Annotated in this window: 12 protein-coding genes; 5 read left to right on the top strand and 7 right to left on the bottom strand. The window is 32.0% G+C overall.

What is annotated here, in order from left to right; genetic code table 11:
* Positions 1-13 precede the first annotated feature (13 nt).
* From BED47_RS21940 to BED47_RS21930, 3 genes are all read right to left on the bottom strand, one after another.
* Entirely contained in the window at positions 14-475 is a 462-nt protein-coding gene (locus BED47_RS21940) for a hypothetical protein (RefSeq protein WP_069035460.1), read from the bottom strand.
* On the bottom strand, positions 472-1,020 hold the full coding sequence (locus tag BED47_RS21935; protein WP_069035459.1) for an RNA polymerase sigma factor: 549 nt from the start codon (positions 1,018-1,020) through the stop codon (positions 472-474). Before BED47_RS21935 ends, BED47_RS21940 begins: the two co-directional genes overlap by 4 nt.
* A 725-nt stretch (positions 1,021-1,745) precedes the next feature.
* Positions 1,746-2,921, bottom strand: coding sequence for a CapA family protein (locus tag BED47_RS21930; protein ID WP_069035458.1), 1,176 nt, complete (start codon positions 2,919-2,921; stop codon positions 1,746-1,748).
* 388 nt (positions 2,922-3,309) lie between these two features.
* Between BED47_RS21930 and BED47_RS21925 the strand changes: the two genes are divergently transcribed.
* From BED47_RS21925 to BED47_RS21915, 3 genes are read left to right on the top strand one after another with little or no spacing between them, the layout of a single operon-like run.
* A complete protein-coding gene (locus tag BED47_RS21925; RefSeq protein ID WP_069035457.1) occupies positions 3,310-4,260 on the top strand; it encodes an AAA family ATPase in 951 nt (316 codons plus the stop codon).
* Positions 4,261-5,460, top strand: coding sequence for a DUF58 domain-containing protein (locus BED47_RS21920; protein WP_069035456.1), 1,200 nt, complete (start codon positions 4,261-4,263; stop codon positions 5,458-5,460).
* A gap of 17 nt (positions 5,461-5,477) precedes the next feature.
* The gene (locus BED47_RS21915; protein ID WP_069035455.1) at positions 5,478-6,665 is read left to right on the top strand and encodes a hypothetical protein; all 1,188 of its coding nucleotides are present in this window, start codon (positions 5,478-5,480) and stop codon (positions 6,663-6,665) included.
* A 411-nt stretch (positions 6,666-7,076) separates the two neighbouring features.
* Here BED47_RS21915 and menC read toward each other — a convergent pair whose 3' ends face one another.
* The 4 genes from menC to BED47_RS21895 are packed head-to-tail and all read right to left on the bottom strand — an operon-like array spanning position 7,077 to position 11,084.
* Positions 7,077-8,192 carry an o-succinylbenzoate synthase gene (gene menC, locus BED47_RS21910; RefSeq protein WP_069035454.1) on the bottom strand — a complete coding sequence of 372 codons (1,116 nt, stop codon included), beginning with the start codon at positions 8,190-8,192 and terminating at the stop codon, positions 7,077-7,079.
* A gap of 26 nt (positions 8,193-8,218) precedes the next feature.
* Positions 8,219-9,055 carry a GNAT family N-acetyltransferase gene (locus BED47_RS21905; RefSeq protein ID WP_069035453.1) on the bottom strand — a complete coding sequence of 279 codons (837 nt, stop codon included), beginning with the start codon at positions 9,053-9,055 and terminating at the stop codon, positions 8,219-8,221.
* On the bottom strand, positions 9,030-10,205 hold the full coding sequence (locus tag BED47_RS21900; RefSeq protein ID WP_069035452.1) for an amidohydrolase: 1,176 nt from the start codon (positions 10,203-10,205) through the stop codon (positions 9,030-9,032). Before BED47_RS21900 ends, BED47_RS21905 begins: the two co-directional genes overlap by 26 nt.
* 24 nt (positions 10,206-10,229) lie before the next feature.
* Positions 10,230-11,084 carry a MurR/RpiR family transcriptional regulator gene (locus BED47_RS21895; RefSeq protein WP_069035451.1) on the bottom strand — a complete coding sequence of 285 codons (855 nt, stop codon included), beginning with the start codon at positions 11,082-11,084 and terminating at the stop codon, positions 10,230-10,232.
* 318 nt (positions 11,085-11,402) lie between these two features.
* On the opposite strand from BED47_RS21895, the gene BED47_RS21890 reads away from it, so the two are divergent.
* Both BED47_RS21890 and BED47_RS21885 read left to right on the top strand, forming a co-directional pair.
* Complete coding sequence (locus tag BED47_RS21890; protein ID WP_069035450.1) at positions 11,403-12,512, top strand: glycosyltransferase family 4 protein; 1,110 nt, start codon at positions 11,403-11,405, stop codon at positions 12,510-12,512.
* Positions 12,505-13,287, top strand: coding sequence for a HipA family kinase (locus tag BED47_RS21885; RefSeq protein ID WP_069035449.1), 783 nt, complete (start codon positions 12,505-12,507; stop codon positions 13,285-13,287). Before BED47_RS21890 ends, BED47_RS21885 begins: the two co-directional genes overlap by 8 nt.
* The last annotated feature ends 28 nt before the right edge of the window (positions 13,288-13,315 follow it).

Below are 13,315 nucleotides of genomic sequence, written 5' to 3'. Positions count from 1 at the left end.
GTTTGTACCTCCATTATTTTTTATTTCCTTTCAAAATTTTTGGAATTGGAATTGATAATTTAATTTCTTCACTTTTTTCAATTAACGAAGACGTCTGATCAATCGTTTGTACAACGTGACGATTGGAATTTGTAATCCGTTCAGTTAATTGAAATTGGAAGAATAAAAATGTTTCTGCAGCAGCCAACACTAAATGGATTAAGCGAACTTTTTTTGAATTCGTTTTAGATTTATTTTCATTTGTTTTTTCCGTAATTTGTATTGATTCAGTTTGTTTCATTATTTCGTTCACTAGATCATCTGAAAAATGAAATTCAGGTGGATTCATCCATTCCTTGTCTAATTCATTTAAAAGTTCAAGCTCCGCCTGGCATGAGATACATTCATTTAAGTGCTGTTCAAGCAAAAGAGATTCTTTATTTGAAAGCTTCTTTTGTTGATACGATAATAATTGGTCAGAAGTTAAATGTTTCAAATGATCCCTCCTTTATGCTTGTCTTTAATTAATCGTTTAGCTCGATATAAACGTGATTCTACAGTTTTAACGGCTACATTTAATTTCAAAGCTATTTCCCCATAAGTAAGTTCTTCAAAATAATATAATTTCAATACATCGCTATATGCCTGTGGCAATTCAATTAAATATGAATGAATAAGTTCTTTATCAATCGTTTTTAGTAAAGCTTCTTCAGGTGATAATAAATTCTCTTCTGGTAAAGTAGAAAGTAATTCACTAGTTTCATTTTCCTGTTGTTTTACTTGTTTTCTTTTAAAATCAATTGCTTTATTCATTGTAATTCGATAAATCCATGTGGCAAAACTAGATTCTCCGTTAAAGTTTTCGAGAGAACGATACAATTGGAGAAAGACTTCTTGCGAAATATCTTCAGCATCCTTTTGGTTATTTGAAACTTTCAATGCTACTGCAAATACCTTTGATTGGTATCTTACGATTAATTCTTTAAATAGTTGATGATTCCCCTTTACTATATTCCTTACTAATTGTTCATCCGACTCCATTGCATCACCTCTTTTCCTCTTCCATAACTTTAGACGAAGACAAATTTAAAAACCCTGCAAAAAAATAAACAATTTTTTAAAAAAGTTTTTCAAAAGATTTTTTCCTAGTTGAAATGTACGCTAAAAATCATTAAAACAATTATTAAGTAGTTTGTGAGAAAATACTTATTTAATGAATAGAAAAAAAGCTTATATTGTGGCATATAAGCTTTCCGGATTGTTTCGTCAGTAGTGAAGATTATTAGATGTAAAATTTTAATGTAAAAATTTATGTAATCAAACATTTTTTTGTAATTTTTTTGTGCTTGAACTGATTTTATTTTGTTTTGGTCAATTCTTCATCTACTTTAATTGTGAATTGCCTTGTTTATTTGCGATTTTAATTGCGATTTGTATTTTTTATTTGCGATTCTCTGATTTTAATTGCGATTTGCCTTTTTTATTTGTGATTCTCAGATTTTAATTGCGATTCGCCTTTTTTATTTGCGATTCTCAGATTTTAATTGCGATTTGCCTTTTTTATTTGCGATTCCTAGATTTTAATTGCGATTTGTATTTTTATTTGCGATTCTCAGATTTTAATTGCGATTTACCTTTTTTATTTGCGATTCTAAGATTTTAATTGCGATTTGCCTTTTTTATTTGCGATTCTCAGATTTTAATTGCGATCAGACTTTTTATTTGCGATTCTAAGATTTTAATTGCGATTTACCCATTTTACCGTTTTAATTTTGAACCTCAGGAATACTTTTTAAATCCTTAATATTTGTTCGCATATGGTTCATTATTTCGTTGTATCTCATTTTGCCATTTTTTAGATTAACTTCATTAATATTTTCCAAAGACATAATTTTAAAATTGCGATTATCACGATAGTAATTATAAGTAGGAAAAAAACTTGGATTTTCTAGTTCAATTTTTACATTTTGATCAGTTCGAGTTTTAACCACATCAATTGTACCCATTCCACCAATTAACTCATAAATTTCATCTTGAGCTGATAAGTAATTTCCTAATGAATAAAAAACAATTGATTTATTCCCCATTTTTCCAGTGATCCATGCCGGCGGTTGCAGGACGTGTGGATGATTTCCAATAATAATTTGAACTCCCATATCAGCCAATTGTTTTGCAAGATTCTTTTGGGTATTGTTTGGCATTCTTTCATATTCAATCCCCCAATGCATAGCAACTACTACTACATCTGATACTTTCTTTGCCCTTGCAACATCACTACGTATTTTGGCAAGGTCGATCAAATTTACTAAATAATCTTTTCCTTTAGGAACGGGAATCCCATTTGTACCAAATGTGTAAGCAAGAAATGAAAATCGAATATTATTTTTATTTATCACTCTAATTTGGTCATGATCTGCTTGTGATTTAAAAGCCCCTGTATATGGCATATGAATAGCGTCCCAATGGGAAATTGCACTTCGTATAATTTTTTCACCTCGATCAAGCGAATGATTATTGGCCAGTGTTACAAAATCAACCCCAGCCCCTTTGAGCGCATCTCCAACCTCAAATGGACTGTTAAACGCTGGATAAGTAGATAATCCGAATTGCTTTCCCCCAATCATCGTTTCTTGATTTGCTACTAAAATATCTGGCTTTTCCATCGTTTTTCTAACTTCATCAAACATTTTATTAAAGTTATATACACCATTAGGAAGCCTAGCATCTTCATATACTTCATTATGAATTAACAAGTCACCCACGGCACCAACAGTCACCTTTGTAACTTCCTGATTTATTTTTTTAATAGGCTCTTTTGGCTCTTTAACTTGTTCTGTATTTTGTTTATCTTCTTTTACTTTTTGTTCATCTTGATTATTTTTTGTACACCCGCAAACTAAAGCAAAAAAGCAGGTAGCTAATACTATCATTATTTTTTTCATCTTTTTCTCTCCTGTTAAAGCGAGGTTCAATGAAATGCATGGTATAGGAAAAGACAAAACAATCCGGAACCTTTAATTAATCATATTTTTATCCTCATCTTCATTTAATACTCTTTATGATTCTTAAAAACTTTAGTTTGTCACCGGCGTTTCGGAATTTCCGTCTTTTAAGTAATTTCCATTTTTTAGTAAACAAAAATTATATTCTACAGTGTTTTTTTAAAAATATCAACTAATATTTAGTGTTCACTTTAATAGATTTTAAAAATTGAGAATTATTGGACTTTACTATTGTTTAACTATTAAAATAATAGCATATTCAACATTTTTTCGATTTTTAAACAGATTTAATAATGCTTAAAACGTTTTAAAAGATAAGGAGAGAAAAATGAATAGATCAGAAAAGTTATTGCAATTAAAGAAAGAGATTAGTCACGTGATAATTGGTAAAGAAGATGTCGTTGAAATGATTTTCATCGCTCTTATTAATAATGGGCATATTCTATTGGAAAGTGTCCCTGGTACTGGAAAAACACAGTTAGCTAAAAGTTTTGCCAAAACGATTAACGGTTCATTTAAAAGAATTCAATTTACTCCAGATTTATTACCTAGTGATGTAACAGGTATTCAATTTTTTCATCCAAAAGAACAAGACTTTCAACTTCGAATCGGTCCTGTTATGACGAATATTTTATTAGCAGATGAGATTAATCGTGCTACACCTAGAACCCAGGCTAGTTTATTAGAAGTAATGGAAGAACGCCAGGTAACAATCGATGGAGAAACGATTCCTCTCCCAAATCCGTTTATCGTGATAGCAACCCAAAATCCTATTGAATCACAACAAGGTACATTTCCATTACCTGAAGCACAAATGGATCGATTTTTCATGCAAATTAGTTTGAAATACCCTACATTTGAAGAGGAAAAAAGTATTATGAAGTCTTATCGTTCAAATACTCCATTTTCGAATTTAAAAAATGTACTAACTTTAGAAGAAATTGATGAAATGAAAGAACAGGTGAAAACTGTTACAATTTCAGAAGAAGTAGAGGATTATATTTTAAACATTATTCATACAACGAGAAATCATGAAGATATTCAACTCGGCATTAGTCCTCGTGGTACATTGGCACTAATGAGAGCTTCACAAGGTAAAGCATATATAAACAATAGATCATTCGTCACTCCACAAGATGTGAAGGATGTTGCGATTTATCTCCTTTCACACAGATTAGTCTTGACCCTTGAGGCATCCATAAAGAAAAATGCTACACAAGTTATAGAATCAGTTTTAAATCAAGTTGAAGTTCCTGTAGAAGCTGGAGCTGGTCAATAAATGACTTGGAATAAAGAAATACATGGCAAAAATTCACTTGATATCTTAATTATTTTCGGGGTCATATTTCTAATCATTAATGTCTATCAATCTTCTTATTTATTAATGTTTTTAGGAGGATTTTTAATCATTATTAGTTTGATGAGTCGATACTATTTAAAACATATTGCTGATCACCTTGTCATCGAAAACGACAAGGAACCCATTCGAGTTTCCGTCGGAGAGCAATTTAATTTACCTATTAAGATAACCCAGAATCATTGGTTACCAATTATTAACGCAACAGTTCGAATAAAATTAGAACCTATAGTAGAAAGTATAAATTTTAAAGCAGTTAGTAGCGATTCAAATTTAGAACTAATGATCCCAATTCAACTAAAAGGTAACGAAACGATTCAGATTACATTACCGCTCTCAGCTAATAAACGTGGTGTTACTAGAATTAAACAAGTAGAATTAAAAATTTCTAATTTCTTTAGTTTAGGCTATCTATATTTGACCTATAAACCATTTTTACATAAAGAAATTATTATTTATCCTACTTTAATTCCTGTACCTCAAATTGATCAAATAATTTCAACTAACTCATATGGTAGTTTTGTAACAAATACTAGTATGTTTGAAGATTTTCTAGCTCCGATTGGAACAAGAGACTATGTCTATTCGGACTCATTTCATCGAATTCACTGGAAAGCTAGTGCTAAAACTCAAGTTCTTCAAACGAAAATTTATGAAAAAACTGCTGACTATTCAATTACATTTATTATCAATTTACGAGATACTCATCATGATAATTTTAGATTAAGTATCATTGAAAACATCGAATCAATTGCTAGTAATATTGCCTTTATAGTCCAATACGCTGCATTAAAAAATATTAATTATGAAATATTTCTAAATTTGAACATGGAAAGTGGCGTTCCTGTTTATCATTTACCAATTGGTGGAGGTAAATCTCAACTAGGTAAAACTTACGATATTCTTGCTCGAATTAATGGTGCAAGAATGACTCAGCCGATTGATCGATTACTACATTACGTAGAAAAGCAACAACGAAAATCTCCTGTAATTATTTTATGTGGCCCGTTCGGTAAGCATGGAGATCGATATTTCACTCAAATGCGAAAACGTGGCCAAAGCATCTATTATCTACAAGATGATTTAGAAAGTCCAAAGCTTGTTCCATTTGGACAACATTAAGTCGAAAGGATAATGAAATGATTTTACGTTTACTTTCTACATACTTTTTTTCATTAGAATATCTATTACTCTATTTAATCGTTCTATTTATATATGAAGCAAAAAATCAACTGCCACCTACTTTGGCAATCATTTGTATTTTTATGATTGGAAATCTATTTTTACATTACTCATTACGAAAGGCTCAAGTATCACGAGTTATTCCGTATCTAGCAGCCATTATTTCTGGAGGAATCAGTTATACTCTTGGCTTAAATTCAGTGACATCTATTTTATGTGCTAGCTTTATCTATTTTCGACTTGAAGCTTTTCTTAAAGACACTTCGTTATGGATCGAAGAACGAAATAAATTACAAATCACTTTTTATTTAACGAGTTTGATCGTCCTCTTTTTTGGCTGGACTTCACATTACTCTCATATGAGTTTGATATTATGGATCATAATCATTTTTACAATTCTATTTAGTTTAGGTAGATATTTTCAACAAGCTGTCACTACCCAAACTATTAATAACTATCGAGGAATTATAGGATCAATTAGTATAGCAGCACTGCTTACTGGTACCATAATGTTAATATTACCGATCTTAAAGTGGGCGATTTTTAAATTACTGGACGGTTTATTTAGTGCAGTTGGATTTTTAGGAACTCCTTTCTTTAACTATGTAGATCACATCACTATAAAAGAGAAAAAAATTAAGCTAGGTCAAAATTCAAGTGCTGAAGATAAAATTCCACAAAATATACGTAATCACCATTACATTTTAGAGTCGACTCCTACTTGGGTATGGTTATTATTACTGATGATCGTTTTAATCGTAATTTGGCTAGTTATAAGAAAGCTTACTTATATACGTAATGAAAAACATACTGTTAAACAAGAAATCAGCATCGAATATAATGCAATACCAGAACACAAGAGGAAAAAAAGACGATTTTTCAAACACTCTGCCCCAACAGAGCAAATCAGAAAACTAATCTTCCAACTTCAAAAATACGCCTCTAAATACAAGATGGGGCGAAACCAAAATGAAACATTAAAAGAGTGGTTGGAGCGAATACAAATTCCGAATGAAGATGAACTAATTAATGCATATAACTCGGTTCGCTATGGTAAAGGTGAAATAAAGGATATTGAGAAGTACGAAGAACAAGTGAAAAGAATCAAGGAAAAGATTAAAAGCAAGATTAAGGAAGAAGATTAAGAACAATTGAACCCAAACCTTTTATTTAGGTTTGGGTTTTCACGCTTTTGAAAATGTTGAGACTACGAATAAATCTGTGTAGTGCAATTAAATATGCTATTACTGCAATTAAATCTGTTCAAGTGCAATTAAAGTAGCCATAACTGCAATTAAATTTGGCAAATCCGCAATTAAAAAAGTTAAATCTGCAATTAAAACTTTAAAAACTGCAAATAAAGCTTGGCATCATGAGAAAATAGTTTATCAGATTCGATAAAATAGAAGAAATAACTATAATTTGAATAAGAATCATTCAAAACTAAACATTATCCAGTAAAAGTAAGGTTGATTTGAAGTTTATATCAAAATTATTATCACGAAAAAAACACAAACCATAAATTTAGGTTTGTGTCCCCTCCATCCCCCTTGTATTTAATTCTTATTGTAAACTTTCGTACTGATTGTATATTTTTCAATATTTTGAATGTGTGGGTCGTACCCGATACCTGGTTTTGTTGGTACGGTGATCATTCCATTTTCTACAGTTACTTCTGGTTCGATTATGTCTTCTGCCCAGTATAATGCAGATGCCGCAGTGTCTCCAGGTAGAATGAAGTTCGGTAATGATGTGATTGCAATATTATGGGCTCTTCCAATTCCTGATTCTAGCATTCCACCACACCATAATGGAATTCCATTTTCCTGGCATAGATCATGTATTTTTCTTGATTGAGTTAGTCCCCCAACTCGACCAATTTTAATATTAATAATTTTACAGCTTCCTAGCTTTATTGCTTTTCTAGCATCTTCTAGTGAGTGAATACTCTCGTCTAAACAGATTGGCGTTTTCATTCTTTCTTGTAAATCTGCGTGATCGATAATATCGTTGTATGCAAGTGGTTGTTCAATCATCATTAAATTATAATCATCTAATGCAATTAATTGATCCATATCAGATAATGTGTATGCTGAATTAGCATCCGCCATTAAAGGAATAGTTGGATAAACTTTTCGTACTTTATCAATCAGTTCAAGATCCCAGCCTGGTTTAATTTTTAATTTAAATCTCTTATAGCCTTCTGCAAGTCGGTTTTCGATAATGTTAATTGTTGAATCGATTGAATCTTGAATTCCAATGCTTACTCCTACTTCGATTTCCTTTTTAGTTCCACCTAACGCAGTTGAAAGTGAGATATTTTCTTGCTTAGCATAAAGATCCCAAATTGCGCCTTCTATGGCAGCTTTGGCCATATAGTTCCCACGTATATGTGAGAAATACTTTTCGGAAATTTCGTCTGGATGGTTAATTTCATTATTTAACACGATTGGAATTAAATAATCTTCTAGAATATGCCAATTTGTTTTTAAAGTTTCTTCATTATAAAGCGGATCAAGCATAGCAACTGATTCAGCCCAACCTGATATTCCGTCTTCGCTTATCGCTTCTAATAGAATAAATTCACGGTCATATTCAGTACCAAAGCTCGTTGTAAATGGATGCAATAAATCTAGCTTCATATGGCGTAATATTATTTTTTTAATTTTCATTTCCGAACTCTCCCTTATTTTCCTTTTTATTTTTTTAGTACATAAAAATGAACTGGCATTTCCGAGTCTGAATTCTTATAAAATCCACTGACTTTCCATCCGCTTTGAAATAATTTTTTAAAGGACTCTCTAGTAAGCATTCGCCACTGGGTTGCAATTTTACTATTCGTTTCTCTAATTGTTCGGAAATCCTTTGGTACTGCAACAAAGGCTAGATCGTTATTATCTAGGGAATCATTTTTAATCGGCACTGGTAATCCGTCATTATTTTCTTCCCATTTAATAAGCGAATTTTTAACTGCTTCATCTAGTTCAAATGGTCTCAAATTCTCCTTTTCCTCTTTTGCAATATACCATTCAACTAAAAAACGATCAGATGGAATTCCACTATTCAATAAGTCTTCCATTTCTCCATAGCAGTTTTCAATATACGTACTACAAACTCCACCTAACTTAGAAATATTTAAATATCCATTTGCGGTTTCTAATGGATCATAAGTCCAAGTAATCAATTTATAGCTTAGTTTAAGCGCTTCTTCTCGCTGGGCAATTTTAAGTAGTTTTCCAATCCCTTTATTACGAAATTCTTGATCAATTCCAAGCATATGAGAACAAAGATAAACATTTTGTCCATCATAACCAGGAAAACTATATTGAAATCCAATTAGTTTATCGTCAAAATATGCACCTAAAACTAAGCCACCATTTTTTGCAGCTGTAATTGTTTGATGCGTGGGAATTGAATCTTCAAAACCCCAAATTTTAGATTCTAGTTCTCGTACCTGCCCCATTTCTTCGATGGAATGTAGAGCACGGATCTTAATTCTTGTATTAACTTCAGAATGATTCAGTTTGTTTAGCATTTGCCTCACCTCTTAATTGTTCTTGTTCTGATGCTAATAAAACCGTTTGAGTTAAAATTTTCGCTCCATAATGAAGTGCTTCTAAATTAAAACTCATATGAGGATGATGTAACCCCGGAGTTAATCCACATCCTAAACCGACCATTGTAGCCGCAATTTGAGGATATTTATTTGTATAGAAATGGAAATCCTCACCACCATTTGAAATGCATTCAGGCACTAAGTTTTCATGTCCGATCACTTCAGCAATGGCTCTTTCGGTAATTTTTATTGCCTGCTCGTTTTGTACGGCCGCTGGAACAAACTCTTCCATAGACCATGAAATTTTAGCTTTTGTTTCAATCATCGTTTCCTCAAAAACCTCTACTGTGCGGGCGTTTAATTGATTCATAATGTCATTTGTTTGCGCTCTAACATCAAGTGAAAACTTTACCGTTTCTGGTATCGTATTGGATGCTTCATTTTCAGTTTGAATTTGGGTCATTTTAATCGAATGAGGGATATCCGTATTTAAATTTATTCGTTTTAATTTATTGACTATTTCAGCAGCTACTTCAATCGCATTAATACCATCTTGTGGTCTAGATGCGTGAGCCTGAATCCCTCGAATTGTGCCTTTAATCGTTTCAGCAGATCCATGTATGATTACTGGAGATGCCTTTTGAAAAGGTACTTCTCTTTCTGGTCTTAAGTGTACGCCAAACAATGAAATGACATTGTCTAATGCACCATCTTCCATCATTTGAAGGGCTCCTTCACCCTTTTCTTCGGCTGGCTGGAAGATAAATCGAATCGTATGATTTGGCTTTATACCACTTTCAGATATCGCCAACGCTGCATATAAAACCATCGTACTATGAGCATCATGACCACATGAGTGGTTTGCCATTACAACACCATCAACTTCTTGGACTAGTGCATCCATATCAGCTCTTAGCGCAACAACTGTATCGTTTTGCCCCTTAATTTCAGCAATAAATCCAAAATGATTTTTAAACGTTTTAATCTCAACTTCTGCATTCTTTAGTCGTTCTCTTAAATACTTTGCTGTTTTTTCTTCGTGCCAACTAGGCTCAGCTAGCTTATGTAAATCCTGGTATGTTTGTAAAATAGTTTCTTTATTATGATCTAGATAAGATTGTGGATTCATACGATTTTCTCCTAACTGTTTTTTCTATTCTATAAACACTTCATAGGTAGAATAAATTTTTTCCAATTTTTGTTGATACATTTGAATTCTTTTTTGGTCTTTTTCATATAATCCCGCAATCACTAAATTTAATAGACTAATAACTGATGCTACCGAGTTAGAACCACTTTCCACATTTTCTTCTGTAGTTAGAACAATATCTGCTATTCGTCCAATTGGTGATAATAATCGATCAGTGACTGAAATTAAACTTACTCCATTTTCTTTCGTACATTCTGCAATTGTTAATGTTTCCTTTGCATACCTTGGAAAAGAAAATGCAACAACAACTGATTTTTCTGTTAAATTACAAAACTTTTCATAAAAGTCACCTGCTGGAGAACAATACAATACGTTACTTCTAATTGAGCTTAACGTATTCGAAAACCAGTATGCAGCTATATGAGATACTCGATGACCAACTATTAACACTTGATCAGCGTCTATAATTGCTTCAATAGCTTTTGAAATTTCCTTAATATTTGAAGGTTGTAATAAATTTCTTAAAATATTTACTTCATTTTCGATAATTTTTGTAAAAGTATTTTGTCCTTCTGCATTTTTTAACTCTTCTTTTTCTTTTATATAATCGGCTTTGTTTAAATGAAGAAACTCATTTTGAACACATAACTGCATATCACTGAAGCCTTCAAATTCGAGTGCATATGAAAGACGAATGACCGTTGTTTCACTTACTTCAGCTTTTTTTCCAATTTGATAAGCAGTTTTAAAAGCACACTCCTCAAGATTTTCAATCATATATGTCGCTACTTTTTTTTGCCCTGGTGATAATTGTGAAAATTTTTCCTTAACTAACAATTTAAAATTAGGTCGTTCCATTATTTTTTAATCCTTCCAGTGTTGAAGTTTATCCTTCATTAATTTTAAAAGTTGCAGTCAATACTTCTTTTTCTTATACATTATCATATCCCTAAATGCTGAGCAAGGAAAAATAGAAGTAAGTTTTCCTGCTTTTAACCTAATAAATATTTGTAGTTAGTAGTTAATTGCCCTTACAATTTACCTCAATTTGAATTAACTAAAATAGGACTACTATTCAAGATTTGAATCCGGTAAAAAGCCGTATTCGTGTATACAATTAGTTTTCAAATCGGTTTAAACGTTATTTGTATACCTTAAAACCAAGGAGGGGAAAATTTGAAAGTCTTAATAATCTGGCGTCTCTTAACAGTTGGTGGAGTAAATGCTGGCTGGAGGAATCGTTCAATTTATTTTAAAAAGTTTGGCATTGATACTGAGTTTCTATACACAACAGATCATGGTGGATTACACATAATGGAAGATGTTGCACCTGTCTATTTAACGAAGGACGAAAACGAAATTATTGATATTATTAAAAACAATGCATATGACGCAATCATTGTAGTAGATACGGGTTCTGCATATAAGTGGTTACAAAAAGCTAAATATAAAGGTCCAGTAATTGTAGAAGCACGTACGCCCGAGCTTATAAAACTACAACCTCATTTAAAGAAATTCAGATCCATTGAACCTGTTTCTATAATTGTTCCTTCTAATTATCAAAAAAGATTAGTTTCCATCTTAACAGATAATATCCCCATTAAAGTAATCTACAATGGTGTTGATACATCATTTTTCCATCCATTAGCAGGGGATGAGATCGCAATCGAAAATAATCCAATCCTTCCAAACAATAAAAAAATTGTGTGCTGTATCGGTAGAGTGGATAAACGAAAAAACTGGCCAATGTTAATTGAAATTGCAAAATTGATAAAAAGTGAACGGTCCGATATTGAAATTTGGTTAATTGGAGGAGCTCAAAGTGTTCAGCGAGAGGACTTTGCATTAGCTTGGAAGGAAGAAGGTCTAACCGATATCATTAAATGGTTTCCGGTTATTCCTTATCAACAAATGCCCCATGTATACGCAAAAGTGCTTCAATCTGGTGGTTGTACAATCGCAACTACAAAAGTAGAATCATTTGGGAATACCTTTATTGAGTCTATGGCATGTGGTGTGCCAGTTGTTGCTTCTAATATAATGCCTATTTCGGAAATCGTTCTTCAAGGTGAAACAGGTATGCTGTTTCGAGGACATGATGTTCAAGATGCTGTTAAAAAAATATATTCAATCGTTGATAATAAGAAGTTTCATGAAAAGCTATCGCAAAATGCAATCAACCATGTCGAAAATAATTTTGCTATTCATAAAGTAGCCGATATTTATCGTGAATATCTGCTGAAATTTGGTAAAAGTAATAATAGTGATGTGATTCAAAATGATTGAACCAGTTTCCTATATTAAAAAACTAGAAGGAAAATCCAATGCTCATTTAATTACATTTAGTGATGGTAGAGATTATGTTGTGAAATATTTTCGGTCTGGATTTGAGAAAACATTACCAAACGAATGGGTTGCCTATTGCATTGCTAGATTTTTAGATTTACCAGTTCCTTTTGCTCAGATCGTATCAATTCCTGAAGAATTTTCAAAAACAATACCGGATTTAGTCATGGAAGAAGTTCAACATTCAAAGTTTCAATTTGCTTCTTTATATGTACCTGAAACGTTAAATGGGCACCAAGTTGTATCAGTTCCTAGTATTTTAAATAACAATCAGCTTGCAGGTATCATTTTATTCGATTATTGGCTCTGTAATGGAGACCGTACTCGAAAAAACATTTTACTTCGCGAAGAAAATTTAGATCAATTTAAACTTTGGATCATTGACCATGCTGAAGCATTTGGCTCCTATAGCTGGTTAACTTCAGAGTTAGAAACTTTGCCTCAAAATATTATGAAAAGTTCAACTCATCAATTCATGTCCCAATATATAAAAAGTGAAGAAGAATTTAATGAACAACTGCAAATCATCCAAAGATTCCCGGTACTGCTTTTAGAAGAAATTGTAGAAGTAATACCTGATGATTGGTTATTATCAAAGGAAGACAAAAAGGCAATTGTAGGCAGATTAGTAAATCGTAGAAAAAAAATTCTCCCTTATCTTAAACATAAATTCGTCAAATCGATTTACCGTCCTTTACATGAACAAAATGAGTAAAATAATAAAAACGACTTCAATTAAGTTT

Origin of the sequence: Gottfriedia luciferensis, assembly GCF_001712755.1 — a bacterium.
Taxonomy (GTDB): Bacteria; Bacillota; Bacilli; order Bacillales; family Bacillaceae_G; genus Gottfriedia; species Gottfriedia luciferensis_B.
This window is presented reverse-complemented; position numbering and strand designations above follow the sequence as displayed.